The organism is Acidobacteriaceae bacterium (assembly GCA_028283655.1).
In the GTDB taxonomy this organism is placed as follows: Bacteria; Acidobacteriota; Terriglobia; order Terriglobales; family Acidobacteriaceae; genus Granulicella.
Window position 1 is genome coordinate 530661 of record JAPWKE010000003.1, and the last position, 16731, is coordinate 547391.

General features: G+C 60.4%; 14 protein-coding genes and 1 tRNA gene. 13 read left to right on the forward strand and 2 right to left on the reverse strand.

Annotated elements, in window-relative coordinates; translation table 11 throughout:
• Positions 1–6 precede the first annotated feature (6 nt).
• The 3 genes from PW792_05035 to PW792_05045 all read left to right on the forward strand — a co-directional run bounded on the left by PW792_05035 (position 7) and on the right by PW792_05045 (position 4369).
• Positions 7–984 (forward strand): glycine--tRNA ligase subunit alpha, encoded by a 978-nt coding sequence (locus PW792_05035; GenBank protein ID MDE1161297.1) that lies wholly within the window; start codon positions 7–9, stop codon positions 982–984.
• Positions 984–3068: a glycine--tRNA ligase subunit beta gene (gene glyS, locus PW792_05040; GenBank protein MDE1161298.1), complete on the forward strand. Its 2085-nt coding sequence runs from the start codon at positions 984–986 to the stop codon at positions 3066–3068. Before PW792_05035 ends, glyS begins: the two co-directional genes overlap by 1 nt.
• Before the next feature lie 248 nt (positions 3069–3316).
• The gene (locus PW792_05045; protein ID MDE1161299.1) at positions 3317–4369 is read left to right on the forward strand and encodes an alkene reductase; all 1053 of its coding nucleotides are present in this window, start codon (positions 3317–3319) and stop codon (positions 4367–4369) included.
• Between the two features lie 74 nt (positions 4370–4443).
• Here PW792_05045 and PW792_05050 read toward each other — a convergent pair whose 3' ends face one another.
• Complete coding sequence (locus tag PW792_05050) at positions 4444–5106, reverse strand: hypothetical protein (GenBank protein ID MDE1161300.1); 663 nt, start codon at positions 5104–5106, stop codon at positions 4444–4446.
• 59 nt (positions 5107–5165) lie between these two features.
• On the opposite strand from PW792_05050, the gene PW792_05055 reads away from it, so the two are divergent.
• The 9 genes from PW792_05055 (at position 5166) to PW792_05095 (ending at position 15547) form a co-directional block, all read left to right on the forward strand.
• Entirely contained in the window at positions 5166–7568 is a 2403-nt protein-coding gene (locus PW792_05055; GenBank protein ID MDE1161301.1) for an LptA/OstA family protein, read from the forward strand.
• An 8-nt stretch (positions 7569–7576) separates the two neighbouring features.
• Complete coding sequence (gene lptB / locus PW792_05060) at positions 7577–8335, forward strand: LPS export ABC transporter ATP-binding protein (protein MDE1161302.1); 759 nt, start codon at positions 7577–7579, stop codon at positions 8333–8335.
• A 150-nt stretch (positions 8336–8485) separates the two neighbouring features.
• On the forward strand, positions 8486–9973 hold the full coding sequence (gene rpoN / locus PW792_05065; protein MDE1161303.1) for an RNA polymerase factor sigma-54: 1488 nt from the start codon (positions 8486–8488) through the stop codon (positions 9971–9973).
• 53 nt (positions 9974–10026) lie between these two features.
• On the forward strand, positions 10027–10371 hold the full coding sequence (raiA, locus tag PW792_05070) for a ribosome-associated translation inhibitor RaiA (GenBank protein ID MDE1161304.1): 345 nt from the start codon (positions 10027–10029) through the stop codon (positions 10369–10371).
• A gap of 102 nt (positions 10372–10473) precedes the next feature.
• Positions 10474–11445 (forward strand): RNase adapter RapZ, encoded by a 972-nt coding sequence (gene rapZ / locus PW792_05075; protein MDE1161305.1) that lies wholly within the window; start codon positions 10474–10476, stop codon positions 11443–11445.
• A gap of 154 nt (positions 11446–11599) precedes the next feature.
• Positions 11600–13441, forward strand: coding sequence for an ABC transporter ATP-binding protein (locus tag PW792_05080; protein ID MDE1161306.1), 1842 nt, complete (start codon positions 11600–11602; stop codon positions 13439–13441).
• A 90-nt stretch (positions 13442–13531) separates the two neighbouring features.
• Positions 13532–14212: a guanylate kinase gene (gene gmk / locus PW792_05085; protein ID MDE1161307.1), complete on the forward strand. Its 681-nt coding sequence runs from the start codon at positions 13532–13534 to the stop codon at positions 14210–14212.
• 93 nt (positions 14213–14305) lie between these two features.
• Positions 14306–14509, forward strand: a complete 204-nt coding sequence (gene rpoZ / locus PW792_05090; protein MDE1161308.1) for a DNA-directed RNA polymerase subunit omega — start codon at positions 14306–14308, stop codon at positions 14507–14509.
• A gap of 30 nt (positions 14510–14539) precedes the next feature.
• Positions 14540–15547: a uracil-DNA glycosylase gene (locus PW792_05095; protein ID MDE1161309.1), complete on the forward strand. Its 1008-nt coding sequence runs from the start codon at positions 14540–14542 to the stop codon at positions 15545–15547.
• A 63-nt stretch (positions 15548–15610) separates the two neighbouring features.
• On the opposite strand, the gene PW792_05100 is transcribed toward PW792_05095, so the two are convergent.
• Entirely contained in the window at positions 15611–16453 is an 843-nt protein-coding gene (locus PW792_05100) for a DUF2076 domain-containing protein (protein ID MDE1161310.1), read from the reverse strand.
• Positions 16454–16590: 137 nt separating this feature from the next.
• On the opposite strand from PW792_05100, the gene PW792_05105 reads away from it, so the two are divergent.
• Positions 16591–16666: transfer RNA gene (locus PW792_05105), tRNA-Ala, on the forward strand.
• Positions 16667–16731 lie beyond the last annotated feature (65 nt).

The window sequence follows — 16731 nt, forward strand, 5'->3', positions numbered from 1 at the left end:
TAAGGGATGAAATCCGAAAGCCAGAAGAAGGCCCTGACGTTCCAGGAGATTCTGTTTACGCTGCAGAAGTTCTGGGCTGAGCATGGGTGCGTATTGCAGCAGCCGTATGACCTTGAGGTCGGTGCGGGAACGATGAGCCCGGACACGTTTTTGCGTGTGTTGGGGCCGAAGCCGATCAGCATTGCGTACGCGCAGCCGTCGCGCCGTCCGGCCGATGGACGCTATGGCGAGAACCCGAACCGGTTGTTCCGCCATACGCAGCTCCAGGTGATTTTGAAACCACCACCAGAGCGTGTGCAGGAGCTTTACCTGGCGTCGCTGGTGGCGATCGGGATCGATCTCGCCGAGCACGACATCAAGTTCGAAGAAGACAACTGGGAGTGGCCGGTGGGCGGCGCGTGGGGTGTCGGCTGGCAGGTCATGCTGGACGGGCAGGAGATCACGCAGTTCACCTACTTCCAGCAGTGCGGCGGTATGGACCTCGACCCGATCTCGGGCGAGATTACCTATGGCCTGGAGCGGCTGGCGCAGTTCGTGCAGGACCTCGACTCGGTGTATGACATCGTGTGGTCGCGCGATGCGGTGACAGGCAAGGAGCTTACCTACGGACAGGTTCGCCTGCATGAAGAGCAACAGTTCTCGGCGTACTCGTTTGACTACGCCGATGTGGACAAGCTGTGGCAGCACCTGAATCTGTATGAGGCGGAGTGCAAGGCTTTGCTCGATAAGGCATGGACGTTGTTTGGAGATGAGAACGCTGAGGCGTTGACGGTGCTGCGTTTCCCGACGATGGGCGCGTACGAGCTTGCGCTGAAGTGCTCGCATACGTTCAACCTGCTGGATGCTCGCGGCGCAATTTCAGTGACCGAACGCGTGGGTGTCATGGCTCGCATTCGCAACCTGATTGTGGGTGTGGCGAAGGTGTATGCGGAGCAGGAGCGGTTGAAGGCCGCCCGCAACGAAGAAACATTGGTGGGTGCGTAGTGGCAGAGTTCCTGTTTGAGATCGGTTTAGAAGAAGTTCCGGCGCGGATGATTCCCGGCGCAGAAGCGGAGCTGTTGCGCCGCGTTGTGGCGATGCTCGGCAAAGAGCGGTTGCTGCCGGAAGGTTTCGGAGAGCTGGACGGAGCGAAGAGCTTTTCGACGCCTCGTCGTTTGGCGGTGTGGGTGAAGGACGTGCTCGCCGAGCAGCCGGATGTGACCGAAGAGGTGATGGGCCCGGCGTCGAAGATTGCGTTCAAGGACGGCGTGCCGACGCCTGCGGCGGAAGCGTTTGCGAAGAAGAACGGCGTGAGCGTGGGCGATTTGAAGCGGGTGGAGACGCCGAAGGGCGAGTACATCGCGGTGTCGTCGACGAAGACGGGCCGTACGGCTGCTGAAGTCATCGCGAGCGAACTGCCGAAGGAGTTGGCGGCAATCTACTGGGCGAAGAATATGCGCTGGATTCCGGGTGCAACCCAGACGTTTGTGCGTCCGGTGCAGTGGATGGTTTGCCTGCTGGGCGAGGCGGTCGTGCCGGTGGAGTTTGCGGGCAAGGTGGCGGAGCGTGTGAGCTTTGGGCATCGCGTGCTTTCGAGTGGCGAGGCGTTTGAGATGCAGACGCCGTCGAGCTATGCCGCGCAGCTTGAGGGCGAGTATGCGATCGCCGATGTGGAAGCGCGGCGGCATAAAATTCGCAAGGCCCTGGATCATGTTTGCCGCACTGTAGATGGTGCTCGCTGGCGCGAGGATGAGGCGCTGGTGGAGAAGATGACGCACCTGACGGAGTGGCCGGATGTTCTGCTCGGCAGCTTTGAGGCAGAGTATCTGGAGTTGCCCGAAGAGGTCCTGGTGACGGTGATGCGTGATCACCAGAACTACTTCGCGTTGGAGGGTGCGGACGGCAAGCTGTTGCCGTACTTCCTGGCTGTGCTGAATATCTCGCTGACGGAGACGAACGCGCCGATCATCAAGCAGGGCAATGAACGCGTGCTGCGGGCGCGTTTCAACGATGCTCGGTTCTTCTGGGAGTTCGATCAGCGGACGCCGCTCGCAGAGCGCGTGAAGCTGCTGGAGAATGTGACGTTCCAGAAGGAGCTTGGATCGTACGCGGCGAAGAGCGAGCGTGTTGCTGCGTTGGCGGCGAAGTTGGCGACGGATGTGGCTGGGGTCGATGTGGCGGCGCTGGGCGAGGCTTGCCTGTTGGCGAAGGCTGATCTGACGACGGAACTGGTGAAAGAGTTTACAGAGCTGCAGGGCGTGATCGGCGGCTTGTACGCGGCATCGCAGGGCGTTTCGGCTGTTGCGGCGGAAGCGATCTATGACCAGTACACTCCGGCGAGCATGGATGACGGTGTTCCGCGTTCGACGGAAGGTGCGCTGCTGGGCATCGCTGATCGTGCGGACACGATTGCCGGCATGTTCGGCCTGGGGATGGAGCCGACGGGCTCGAAGGACCCGTTTGCGCTGCGCCGTGCGGCAAATAGCGTGGTGAAGATTCTTGCGGAGACGGGCTTGCCGCTAACGTTGCAGGTGATCGTCGATGCCTCGGCGAAGGATGAGGCGACAGCGGCGAAGATGCTGGGCTTCTTCCGCGATCGTGTGGAGTTCTATCTGCGCGAGGTAAAGGGTACGGCGTATGACGTGGTCGCTGCTGTGCTGGCGGCTGGCTTCCTCGATGTGCGGGACGCTATCGCTCGCGCCGAAGCCGTGACGGCGGCTCGTGGCGGCGAGGACTTCCTGGCCGTGAGTGCGGCGTTCAAGCGCATGAAGAACATCCTGGCGCAGGCGAAGTTTGAGCTGCCTGCGGAAGCTTCGTTTGCTTCTGGCGGCGTGGCTGTTGAGGACGCGCTGGCAGCAAAGTTTGACGAAGTGAGCGAGGCGGTGAACGCTGCTGCGGCTTTGCATGACTACGCGGCGGCGTTGTCGGCGATTGCGACGTTGCGCAAGGAAGTGGACGCGTTCTTCGAAGGGGTAATGGTGAATGATCTGGATGCTGCGGTGCGTGAGCGGCGGTTGACGCTGCTGGCGTTGATTGCGACGAGCGTTTCGGGGATCGCCGACTTTGCGGAGATCGTGGTCGCTGGCTAGAGCGTTCGAGAGTAGAGAGAGGCCCCGCAGATGATGCGGGGCTTTTCTTTTTGGATTGCCAGGCGTACCTCAGCGGCTGAAGCCGCCTTGCGCCGATGGGTGTCATGGCAGGGCTGAAGCCCTACCCTTCAGTTGATAGCTACAAGGTGATTTGCGGGTGTAGCTGGGTTGTTTTGGTGGTGGTCGAATCGTTTTGTGGCGGGCGCTCATCTTTACAGGTGGGCGCTTTCGCCATTCAGGAGAAACTATTGCCGGGACTTTTTGATTCGCTTGTTGTGGGTGAGATTACGCTGCCGAACCGTGTGGTGATGGCTCCTTTGACGCGGTTGCGGGGAACGAAAGATCATCGGCCGACGCCGATCATGGTGGAGTACTACACGCAGCGGGCTGCTGCGGGGCTGATCGTGAGCGAAGGGATTCCGATCGATCCGATGGGCGTAGGGTACCCTCAGGTTCCAGGGCTTTGGGCGGAGGATCAGGTAGAGCTTTGGAAGCCTGTGACGGATGCGGTGCACAAGGCTGGCGGGCGCATCTTTGCGCAGATCTGGCATGTGGGACGAGTGAGCGATCCGGCGTATTTGAACGGTCAGTTGCCGATTGGGCCAAGCGCAGTGGCGCAGCATGGGCATGTCTCTCTGGTGCGTCCGCAGAAGCAGTATGAGACGCCGCGAGCGGTGGACATCTCGGAGATTCCGGGGATTGTAGCCGCGTATAAGAACGGTGCGGCGAATGCGAAGGCCGCGGGCTTTGACGGCGTGGAGTTGCATGGCGCGAACGGTTACCTGTTGGACCAGTTTCTGGAGTCGAACTCGAACCACCGCACGGACAAGTACGGCGGTTCGTTGGAGAACCGGGCGCGGTTAATGCTGGAAGCTACGGACGCGGTCTGCGATGTCTTCGGGCCGGGGCGTGTGGGGATGCATCTATCGCCGCGTGCGGACGGGCAGTGCCCGGGCGATGCGAACCGAGCGGAGACGTTTGGTTACGTGGCGGAAGAGCTGGGCAAGCGCAAGCTTGCGTTCATCATGGCGCGTGAGTATCAGGGGCCGGATTGGTTGACGCCGGAGCTGAAGCAGAAGTTCGGTGGCGTGTTTATCGCCAACGAGCAGTTCACGCTGGAGAGCGCCGAGGCGGCGATTGCTCGCGGCGATGCGGATGCTGTGGCGTGGGGCAAGATGTGGATCTCAAACCCGGATCTGGTGGAACGCTTTGCGAAGAAAGCTCCGCTGAATGCGCTGGTGATGGAGACGCTGTACTCGCATACGGAGTCCGGGTATACGGATTATCCAGCGCTTGCTTAGAACGTAGAGGAATAGTGTTCAGAGCGTTAAAAGAGGCTCGCGGATGCGGGCCTCTTTCTATTTGTGGCGATGAGTTAGTTGATGCGTTGGAGCTTCGCGACCAGCTTTTCGGCCAGGGGCTCGCCGGACTCGGTCCAGAGAAGGCGGCTGCTGATGCCGCAGTGTTTTTCGACCAGGAGCGTGAAGGCGAGCAGCTTTTCGACGTTTTGCTGGATGTATTTGGCAGCGTCTTCGTCGAGTTCGTCTTCGGTTTCGAAGGTCCAGGGGGTGTCGAGGCCAAAGTCGACGCGGATGTGGCCGTTTTGCTCATAGCTGCCAGAGTCGAACTCGGGGCCGAAGCCCATGATGCGGACGCGAGCGGATTCGAGCTTCCAGGCGGTGTCGAAGCCAAGGTCGGCGGCACCGGCGTCTTCGGGCTGCCAGAGGTTCCAGCGCATTTCGAACTCGTAGGCGGTATCGTCGTGGAGCTGTTCGGTGGCCTCGCGTACGGCGTTTTCGATGATGGACTCTTCGCCTGTATCGGAGCGGTCATCGTTGACGTAGAGGCGCTGATAGATGGGGGCTTCGGTCCAGTTGATGGGAATGGCGCTGGCGGCGGCGACGCGGCCGAGGGGCGAGCTGGCCTGGCCGTCTTTGGCGACGGTGGCGAACTGGCGCAGGACGCCGGCGAGCGCGTCGGGGAGCCCGGCGAGGCGGAAGTTTGGGAACCACAAGCTGAGATAAAGCTGATCGGCCATCGTTCTTCATTGTAAGGGGCGGATGGGTGAGATGATGAATGCTCAGGCGTTTTGTGCGGATGCGATTGTCAGTAGACAGACTTCGGTGGGTGTTGATCGCAGGCGCGGCCCTGTTGCTGGCGGTGGTGGCTGGCTTTGTGGGCTATGGGCGTTGGAAGGCGCTGAAGACGTTCCACGAACTGGTGAAGCATTCGGGCGTGACGATTACGCATGAGACGAATGGGTTCACGTATTCGCAGACGCTGAAGGGGCGAACGATTTTTACGCTCCACGCAGCGAAGGCTTTGCAGCGAAGCGATGGCAAATGGACGCTGCGGGATGCGGAGCTGACGCTGTTTGGCAAGAGTGGCGAGCGGACCGATCACATCTACGGCGCAGAGTTTGAGTACGACCCGGAGGCAGGCATTGCGAAGGCGATGGGGCAGGTCCACATGGACCTGGAAGCGCCGCAGGGGATGAATGCTTCTACGTCGCAGCCTCTGAAGATCAGGGGCAAAGAGGGCCGGTCGCCGAGCGCGTTGCGCGGCGCGAACGAGAACATGCATACGATCCATGTGTTGACGAGCGGGCTTGTGTATCTGCGCAAGCTGGGCGTGGCGGCAACGCAGGAGGATGTAGCGTTCAGCTTTGCAGGCATGGAAGCCCATGCTCGTGGAGCAGAGTTTGATGAGGCCGACAGCGTGGTGCATCTGCTGGCGAATGTGCGGCTGGATGGCGATTTGCGCGGACAGCCGGTCCACCTGACGGCGACGAAGGCGGACCTTGATCGCGGGCACCAACTGGCGACGTTGCAGCAGCCGACGCTGGAGTCAGACGGCAAGCATTTGAAGTCGGCGCTGGCTGTGATTCGGATGCGGAAGAACGGTTCGGTGGATACGGCGACCGCGACGGGCGATGTGGTGCTGACTTCGGGCATGCAGGTGCTGCGTGGTTCGGAGCTTACGCTGACGATGAATGAAGAGGCCGAACCGAAGCTGGCAGTGATGACCGGTGGGGTGACGCTGGTGGATATTTCGGCAACCAGACCGATGCAGGGAGCGTCGCAGCGCGCGGAGTTGGCGTTCAACGCTGCGGGGCAGGCGCGTGAGCTGACGGCGACGGGGGCTGCGAGGTTGACGGCGAAGGAGAGCGGGCTGGACCGTTCGATCGCAGGCAATCGCGTGGTGGTGGAGCTGACGGCAGAGCGGAGCGGATCGAAGCAGACGCAGGTGTCGGGTGTTCATGCTGTCGGCGACGCGATGGCAGAAGCCGAATCGTTGGCGGCGAAGACCGGAGTGCGGCGGCGGTCGACGCTGCGCGCGGACGATCTGCAGGCGGCGTTTGCAACGGGCGCAAAGACGTTAGCCAGGCAGGTCGTGGGCACGGGCCATGCGCGGCTGGAGCAGATGGCTTCGAACGGTGAGGTGCAGAACAGCTCGGCAGAGAGCGTGACAATGCTGTTTACGCCGAACGGGCAGATGTCGAGCGCGGTGGAGACGGGGCATGTGCTGTTGCGGTCCCAGGGCGTGGCGAAGAAGGGCAAGGCGACCGTGTCTACGGCGAGCGCCGAGCACGCGGTGTATGACGCGTTGGCGCAGACGCTGCATCTGACCGGCAACGCGAACGTGGCGCAGAACGAGACGCAGCTTACAGCGCGCGAGATTGTGATGCGTGGGCAGGACGATGACGCCGAGGCGACAGGCGATGTGCTGGCGACGATTTCTCCGGAGAAGGCGGCTTCGGGTACTACGCGCGAAAGTTCGCATGTGACGGCGGACCATGCCACGATGTCGCGAGGCGGCGAGTTTGCGGTGTTTACCGGAAGCGATGCGAAGCCTGCGCGGTTGTGGCAGGGCGGATCGCAGTTGCAGGCTGCCGTGCTGACGATGGATGGCAAGGAGCACATGCTGATGGCGCGTCCGGCGAGCAAGAGCGGGCATGTACTGGCGGTGTTTGCGAATACGGCTGTCTCGTCGGGTGCGGGCAAAGGCAAGTCTGCAGGTGGTCTGCAGGCGACGCGGATTACGAGCGCGGCGTTAGACTACTCGGATCTTCGGGGTGAGGCTGTTTTCACCGGCGGAGTGCGAATGCTGGCCAGTGGAGGCGATGTTCGTTCGGACCGCGCGACGGTGTTTTTCTCTTCACGGGAGAAGGGCAAGGCGAGCGCTCTGGCGGCTGCTGACCCGGCAGGCCGTGCGCTGGACCGTGCAGTGATGTCTAGCAATGTGCGGCTGACGCAGCCGGGGCGGACGGGAACGGCGGATCAGTTGCTCTATACGGCGGCCACAGAGACGTTTGTGCTGACGGGAACGGCGGCGAAACGACCGCATGTAGTGGACACGCAGCAGGGCAATGTGACTGGAACGACGCTGCTTTTCAGCGCGGCGGATAGTACCATCGTGGTGGCAGGCGAAGGCAAAGGGCGCAACCGTGTTCGCACGGAGATTGGCGTGCAGCCCGAGCCCGGCGAAGGACGGCAGTAAGCAAAGCCATGAGAACGCTTCGTACGGAAGAGATCGCGAAGAACTACGGTGGGCGCCAGGTGGTCGATGGTGTTTCTCTCGAGATCAACCAGGGCGAAGTCGTGGGTCTGCTGGGGCCGAACGGTGCGGGCAAGACGACGAGTTTCTACATGATCGTAGGTCTGGTGCGACCGGATGCGGGGCGCATTCTGACCGATGATGTGGACATTACGCGGACGCCGATGTACCTGCGGGCGCGCGAGCATCGGATCTCCTATCTGCCACAGGAGCCTTCGGTCTTTCGCAAGCTGACGGTGGAAGAGAACATTATGGCCGTGCTGGAAACGCAGCATGGCACCTGGGAAGCGCGTCGCAAGCGGACGGAGCAGTTGCTCTCTCAGTTGAGTCTGACGCATGTACGCAAGACGCGCGGCTATGCGCTTTCGGGCGGTGAGCGACGACGTGTAGAGATCGGCCGCTGCCTGGCGATCAATCCGGCGTTCATCCTGTTGGACGAGCCGTTCTCGGGCATCGATCCGATTGCTGTGCTGGAGTTGCAGCAGATCATCTTCGAGCTAAAAGCTGCGGGGATCGGGATTCTGATTACGGACCACAATGTGGCGGAAACGTTGGCGGTGGTGGACCGCGCGTACATCATCAGCCAGGGAAAAATCTTCCGCACCGGAACTCCCGGCGAACTGGGGCGCGATGCCGAGGTGCGGCGCGTGTACCTGGGGGAAAGCTTCAGGCTGAAGGAACGGCCTCGTGTGTCGGCTGGCGACGAGTAGTGGACCGATTTGGGTCTGACGTTTTGCACGGCGGCAACGGTTTTTCCTTCCAGGGGCGAAGCAGAGTATAGTGACCACACGCGCTTGCAGATGTTGTCTGCAAACGAGTTGCCGGAGGGTTTTCCGGTTGAGAAGTGAGGTTCGACAACGTTGCTGCAGACGCGCCTAAACACCAAGCTTTCGCAACGCCAGGTGCTGACGCCGGGTCTGGTGCAGATGGTCAGTGTGCTTGCGCTCAATAAGCTTGAGCTGAAGGACATGATCAACGGCGAACTGGTGGAGAACCCCGTACTCGAGGAGATCGAGGAGGGCGGGGAGACTTTCGACGAGCGTGTGGCGCGCGAGGGAGACCGCGAGCGTTCGGTGGCCGATGAGCGCGCCGATGCAGAGCGCGGGCAGGAGAAAGATCCGTTCGACGAGATCGACTTCGGATCGTACTTTCAGGACTATCTTGACCCCGGTTTTCGTACAGGCGGAACGTCGTTTGATGACTTCGATCCTGATCGGCCGTCGTTTGAGCATTTTCTGTCTGCACCGACAACGCTGAGCGATCACCTGATGTGGCAGCTTGGATCGCTGTCGCTGAGTGAAGAGTTGCGGCAGGCGGTCGAGGTCGTGATCGGCAACCTGAATGAGGATGGATATCTTTCCGCTACGGATGAAGAGATCGCGGCCTCGTTTGCGTTTGAGCTTGGTTCTGAAGATGATCTGACGACGTTGATTGCGGACGCACGCAGAGTGATGCGGCAGCTTGATCCTCCGGGCGTCGGGGCGCACTCGCTGCAGGAGTGCCTGCTGTTGCAGTTGGAGAGCGCAGAGATGGTGGCGGCTCCCGAACGCGTGGCGCTGGCGAAGGAGATTGTCGAGCACCACCTGTTACTGCTGCAGCGTAAGGACATGCGCGAGCTCATACGGCTGGTGAAGAGGCCCGCGGAGTTGGTGACGGAGGCGGTCGATCTGATTCGAAAGCTCGACCCGCGACCAGGGCAGCGGTATAACCAGGTGACGACGCGTTTGATCGAGCCGGACGTGGCGTTTGTGAAGCGGGATGACGAGTGGACCGTCGTCATGAATGAAGAAGATTTGCCTGCTCTGCGGTTGAGTGCGAGCTATCGCCGCATGATGCGCGAGAAGGGCACGGAGCGCGATGTTCGCGAGTATGTGAAGGAGCGCTACAAGTCGGCGATCCAGTTACTGCGCAATATTGAGCAGCGAAAGAATACGATTGTGCGCACGTGCGAAGCGATTGTGCGCAGGCAACAGGATTTTCTCGAGCAAGGCGTGGAAGGCTTGCGCCCGATGATGATCAAGGAGGTGGCCGAAGAGATTGGCGTGCATCCGTCGACCGTAAGCCGTGCGGTAGCGAACAAGTATGTTCATACGACGCAGGGTGTGTACGAGTTGCGTTTCTTCTTTTCGGAGGGAGGCAACGGGAGCGAGGGAGCTGATCTTCCGCTGGTGTTGTTGAAGCGAAGGGTTAAGAAGCTGATCGAAGAAGAGGATCCACGAAAGCCGTGGACAGACGAATATTTAGCCGAAGAGTTACAGCGTCAAGGCATTAAGGTAACGCGACGCACGGTGGCGAAGTATCGCGAGGATATGCAAATTCCAAGCACCCACCAACGCCGTATGAGATGAACGCATCATACTGATACGTTGCGAGCACTAGTGGCTCGCAATCGCTGGAGGATATGCAGATGATCATTGAATACACCGGCCGGCATACGACCATAACCAGCAAGCAGAAGGAACAGGCTGAAGCAGGCCTGGAACGCATTAGCAAAGTTGCAAATCGCTGCACACATGCGCACGTCATGTTGAGTGAAGACAAGTACCGCAAGATGGCGGAAATTACGATGCAGTGTAGTTGCGGAAGCCTGGTGGCACGCTGCGAATCGAAGGACTTCGAGCAGGCGTTGCACGACGCGCTGATGAAGCTCGAAACGCAGGCGGTGCGCAATAAGGAAAAATCTGCGACCGTTCGTGATCACGGATTAAAAGCAGGCCTGGCGGCCCCGGATGTGGCTGCAGCCTAGGAGAGATTGAAGCAAGAGAAGGGCGGCGGTTGGAGCGAGGCTCCAGCCGCCGTTCTGCGTTTGTGCGCGCGTCGCGCGGGAGTGCTACGATGACTCGCATATATGGCGAAGGCAGAGAAGCTCGCAAAGACGTCTGAAGCGAAGGTCCGCAAGGCTGCAAGCACGAAGGTGCCTGCGCCGCAGCATAAAGAGCAGCCGCGGCATCGAGAGCATGAGCGCGAACTTGTGATCCTGACAGGAATGTCGGGGGCGGGGAAGGCATCTGCTCTGAAGGCGCTGGAGGACCTGGGGTATTACTCGGTCGACAACCTGCCGCTGGAGCTGATCCCGCGTTTTGCGGAACTGGTGGCAAAGTCCGCGGACATTACTCATGCGGCGCTGGTGATCGATGTGCGCGAAGGCGCAAAGCTGGATCGTTTTCCGTCGATTCTGAAGCAGGTTCGCAAGGTGCTTGCGGTGCGGGTGCTGTTCCTGGAGGCTGAGGACAACTCGCTGGTGCGGCGCTATTCGGAGACGCGCAGACCGCATCCGCTGGGCCGTGGCGATACGGTGGTTTCGCAGATCAAGGCGGAGCGCAAGCGACTCGATCCCGTGCGCAATGTAGCCGACATTCTGCTGGATACAACGAAGTTCAACGTGCATGAGTTGCGCGCGCACATCAACACGCAGTTTGCGGGAGGCAAGGACGCTGAGGACGATCGCAACCTGACGATTTCGGTCATGAGCTTCGGGTTCAAGAACGGTGTGCCCAGCGATGCGGACCTGGTTTTCGATGTACGCTTTCTGCCGAACCCGCACTTTGTACCGGAGTTTCGCAAGCTGACGGGCAAGCACCCGAAGGTCGCGAAGTATGTGCGTGGCTTCCCACAGACTCAGGAGTTTCTGGACAAGGCCACCGACATGCTGACGTTTCTTTTGCCGCACTACATCAAGGAAGGCAAGAGCTATCTGACGATCGGCATCGGGTGCACGGGAGGGCAGCATCGGTCGGTGATGATTACCGAAGAGCTGAAGAAGCGGCTGGGGGCGGCGGGGTATCGCGCGAAGGCTTCGCATCGGGACATGCCGCGCTAAGGTCGCGGCTTGCCAAGCTGATCCTCAGGAGCTAAAGCCCCTTCGTTGTGGTGGATGTGATTGGCACGACGGAAGTCGTGCCCCTTCGCGGTATGCCTGCGTCGCTGCGTACAATGAGCGATGTGATCTGGCTTGGTAAGAACGAGGCGTGGCGATGAAGCGGATACTGCGGTTGTTGGCCTATATGAGGCCGTATTCGCTCTACTTGTCCGTGTCGGTGGGGTTGATGGCGGTGGTGGGAGCGCTGGCGGCGTTCCGCATTTTGCTGATCAAGCCAATTGTGGACAACGTGCTGAGCGCAGCGTCGTCCTCAAAGGTGCTGGTGTTTACGATCCCGCGCACGACGCATGTGGTGAACCTGCAGCACTTTGTGCCGTCGTACTTCCACAACGCATGGACCGTGGTGGCGATTGCTCTGGTGGGTTCGGCGATCATCAAGTCCGCGTGCGATTACCTGGGAACGTTGCTGGCGAACAAGGCCGGGTTCGGGATGATTACAGACCTCCGCAATGACCTGTATGACTCGGTGCTGCGACGCTCGACGGCGTTCTTTCAGCGGCACACGACGGGCACGCTGATCTCCACGCTGATCAATGATGTGGAGCGCGTGCAGTCGGCGATGTCGACGGTGATGAGCGACTTTTTGCAGCAGTTGTTCACGCTGATCTTCATGATCGGAACGGTGGTTCTGGTTGGCGGCAAGATGGCGTGGATTCTGCTGCTGTTTGTGCCGGTGATCGTCTCGTCTGCGCGGCGGATTGGCCGCAGCGTGCGGCGCACGACGCGACGTGGGCAGGATAAGCTGGCAGAGATTCAGAACATCATGCAGGAGACGATCACAGGCAACGGCATCGTGAAGGCGTTTGGCATGGAGTTGTGGGAGATGGCGCGTTTTCGTGCGGCGGCGGATCGTCTGCTGAACGCGAACATGCGCGCGATCGCGGTGCAGTCGATCTCTTCGCCGCTGATGGATGCTTTGGGTGCGGTGGCGATTGCGCTGCTGTTGCTCTTTGGCCGCGACCGCATTGTGCACGGAAACTGGACGACGGGTATCTTCATCACGTTTCTGGCCTCGGTGATTGTGCTCTATGACCCGGTGCGCAAGATGCCGGTGTACTACAACGCGTTTCAGCAGGCGGTGGGCGCAAGCGACGAGATCTTCCGTTTTATCGATGCGCAGGATGAAGTGGTGGAGCGCAAGAAGGCGAAAAAGCTGGATGGTTTCCACGATAGCGTTCTCTTCGATCACGTGAGCTTTGGGTATACCGGTGACGGCGGCGACACGAAAGAAGTGCTGCATGATGTTTCGCTGACGGTGAGGCGTGGCGAGGTGATTGCCTTGGTCGGGCCGAGCGGAGCGGGCAAGTCGACGCTGGTGAACCTGCTGCCGCGCTTCTTCGATGTAACCGCGGGAAAGATCCTGATCGATGGCCATGATGTGCGCGATACGACGCTGGTGTCGCTGCGCAAACAGATTGGCAAGGTGACGCAGGAGACCGTGCTCTTCAACGATTCGGTGCGCAACAACATCGCGTACGGACAGCCGGATGTGCCGATGGAGCGCATTGAGGCTGCGGCGAAAGCGGCGTTAGCTCATGACTTTATCCTGCGGCTGTCGGAGGGCTACGACACGGTGATCGGCGAACGTGGAGCTCGGCTGTCAGGTGGGGAACGGCAGCGGCTGGCAATCGCTCGCGCGTTGCTGAAGAATGCGCCGATTCTGATTCTGGACGAAGCCACTTCAGCTCTGGACACGGAGAGCGAAGCCGCGGTGCAGGCGGCGCTGGCGAACCTGATGCAGGGGCGCACCGTGCTGGTGATTGCTCATCGGCTTTCGACCGTGCGGCGCGCGGACAGAATCGCCGTGATGGAGCAGGGGCGGATTACCGAGTTGGGCAATCACGAAGAACTGATTGAACGCGGCGGAACGTATAACCGGCTGTATCAGTTGCAGTTCGGCGACGAACCGCAGACGGGGCTGGAAGGCGTCGCCTAGGTCTTCGCAAAATATTCTCTCCCGGTGCGATTCTTCCGCAGGGGCTTCGCGATACACTCGTGTTAACTTTTCTGCACACAGACGGAAGTGATGGCGGGCATTCTATTCATCATCTCGGCGCCAAGCGGATCGGGCAAGTCAACGCTCGTGAACGAAACGCGTCGTCTTGTGCAGGGGCTTGAGTTTTCGGTTTCGTATACGACGCGTGAACCGCGCGGCTCTGAGCAGGATGGAGTGGAGTACCACTTTATTACCAAGGAAAAGTTTAAGGCGATGATCGAGGCCGATGAGTTCCTCGAACACGCCGTAGTCTTCGGCGACAACTACTACGGTACGGCGTTTGCAGCGCTGGAACAGGCGCGCGAGAACGGGCACGACCTGCTGCTCGATATCGACGTGCAGGGTGCGCTGCAGGTGATGAAGCGGGTGCCGGAGGCGGTATCGCTCTTCATTCTGCCGCCTAGCCCGAAGGTGCTGGAGATGCGTCTGCGGCATCGTTCACAGGCCGAAGGTGTGACCGACGAAGAGGTCATTACGAAGCGTCTCAAGCAGGCCCGCCAGGAGCTGGAGACGATTGAAAGCTACAAGTACGCGCTGGTGAACGATGTGCTGGAAGAGGCCGTAAGCGAGATGCGCGCGATGGTGTTGCGCGAGCGCGGCGACCGCACAGAGACGGTTCGTGCGGAGGCTGAGCGATGCCTGACGGCAAAGCACTCTGCGCGGCTGGACAGCGCGTTGAAGAGTTTCGATGTAGGTTTGTCGAAAGTGTAAGGCAAGCGACGACACGCCTCGGCTGGCGTGCGGCGACTTGGTTGTTGTAGTCCTGCTTTTACCTAAATGCTGTAGGGAAGTGCGGAGGGCAACATGATTCCTGGTGATCTTTTGCAAAACAAGTACAGCCTTGTGCGCGGTGCGGCTCGTCGCGCCCGTCAACTGCAGTCGGGTGCGCCGCCTTTGGGCGTTTCGAAGTCTTTGAAGGCCTGCCGTGTGGCGCAGGATGAGATTCGGCATGGCAAGGTGACGTTTTCGGTCATGCCGAAGAAAGACGCCTCGTCGCCTGCGCTGTAACGCACAAGCGGTCGCGATAAGCTGAAAGGGATGGAAGCGTCCCCCAATCAACGGCTGCGCGCCTATGTCGATTACCTGCGCGACATGGGCGTGTACGACCTCTACGCTCGCGAAGCGTCGGGTACGGTGTTGAGCGCAGAAGCTCGTGCGCAGTTGCTGGAAGCGGCTGCGAAGGTGAGTTTGCCTGCGCCAGCCGCTGCCGGACAGGCACCGCGCGCGGCGAGTGCTACGCCCTCGTCGAGAGTTTCCTCGCCTGTTGCACGTCCGCAGCCGCCCAATGCTGCTGCGCCGCGTGCTGCTATGCCTTCGGTACGTCCTGTGCCGCAGGCTGCAAACGAGCCGGTGTTCTTTGGTGACGATGCTCCGCCACCGCTCCCTGAGAATCTTGCTGCCCCTATGCCCAGACCGAAAAGTTTTGAAGAGTTGGCCCCGCTGCCGACGAAACGAGTTACGCCTGCAGAGAAGCCTGTTGCTTTGCAGGCACTACGTGCGGAAATTGGTGACTGTACGCGTTGCCCGCTGGCCTATGCCGGACGCCACAACATTGTTCTTGCCGACGGTGATCCAAACGCCTCGCTGATGTTTATCGGCGAAGGCCCCGGGGCCGACGAGGATGCGACTGGCCTGCCATTTGTGGGGAAGGCAGGGCAGTTGTTGAACAACATGATCACGGCGATGGGTGTGAAGCGCGAAGAGGTCTATATCGCGAACATCGTAAAGTGTCGTCCGCCGGAGAACCGTGCGCCGGAGTACGCGGAGGCAACGACGTGTTCGCCGTTCCTGCTCAAGCAGATCGATATTGTTCAGCCCAAGGTGATTGTGGCGCTGGGCAAGACGGCTGCGAATTACCTGCGCGGCAACCTGGATTCGCTGACCTCGCAGCGTGGGCAATGGTTCAACCTGCGCGGCTCAAAGCTGGTGGTGACCTTCCATCCGGCGTATCTGCTGCGCGACCCGCGGCAGAAGGCTGAGGCGTGGAAAGACCTGCAGATGGTGATGGCGGAGCTTGGGCTGAAGGCTCCGGCGAAGAAGGCCTAGAGGCACAACACAAACGAACGGCGCGAGCATCCTCTGCTTGCGCCGCTTGCTTTGCTGGTAAGGCTAGAAACCGCTGTCGTCGTCGTTACCGCCGTCGTCGAAGCTATTGCTGTCATCGTCGTAGCTGCTGTCGCCTCCATCACTGAAGTCGCTGGTGGAGTCGTCGTTGTAGCCGCTGTTATCGGCGAAGTTATTGCTGCTGCTGGAGTCGCGTGAGGCGTCTTGCGATGGATTGTAGAAGGACGAGTCCGTGCTGGAGCTTTCGTGATGCTCGCGGCTACCGTTGTCGTCGTAGTAGTTGTTGTTGATGATCTCGGTCGGGTGCTCGCTGCCGACGCCGCTGCCAAAGCCGTGGAACATGGACTCCATCCCTTCGAAGACCATGGCACCTGCAGCTACGCCTGCTGCGGTCTGCAACGCGCCGCGCAGGAAGCCACCACCGCCGCTCGGCCCACCGTACGCTGGCTGTCCGTAGCCGGGCTGAGCGTAGGTGGGCTGCCCGTAGCCAGGTTGTCCGTACGCCGGAGGCGGTGGCGGATAGCCAGTGTTCACGGGCTGATACTGCGGTTGTCCGTAGCCAGGTTGGGGTGGCAACGGAGCAGGTTGTTGCTCCTCGCTGCCGAAGATTTTTCCGAGGAAGCTGCCGGGCTTCTTTGCCTGCTGGGCCTGCTCAAGCTGTTGCTGTAGATCGTCGAGTTGCTCCTGCAGGTCCTGAATCTGCCCCTGCGCGTTTTCAAGACCGTATTGCTGCACGAGAACTGTTTGGGTAAGCACGTACATGGCGTCGGGGACGGCGTCGAGCCTGGAGTGGATGTAGCGGTCGGCGGTATCGTCCTTGTCGGCGGCGGGTGTGGCGCGGATGCGGTCGACGAGTCCGTCGATGAGTTGTTGCTCTTGCGGGGTCATGCGGGGATTCCTCCGAAAACTACCAGACCATGAGATGCCGTTTGGAAGGGCAGGCACTCTGCTGATAGACTGTACATCGTCGCAGGATGTGAGCGTCCCTGTAGTTTTGGGTTGAAGCGCACAGACTGTGCTCTCGTGGGGCTGTAGCTCAGCTGGGAGAGCGCCTCGTTCGCAACGAGGAGGTCAGCGGTTCGATCCCGCTCAGCTCCACCAAAGAATCAATAACATGCGGTAAGGGTATAGACGGCAGCGACACTTTTGTGTCGCTGTTTGTGTCG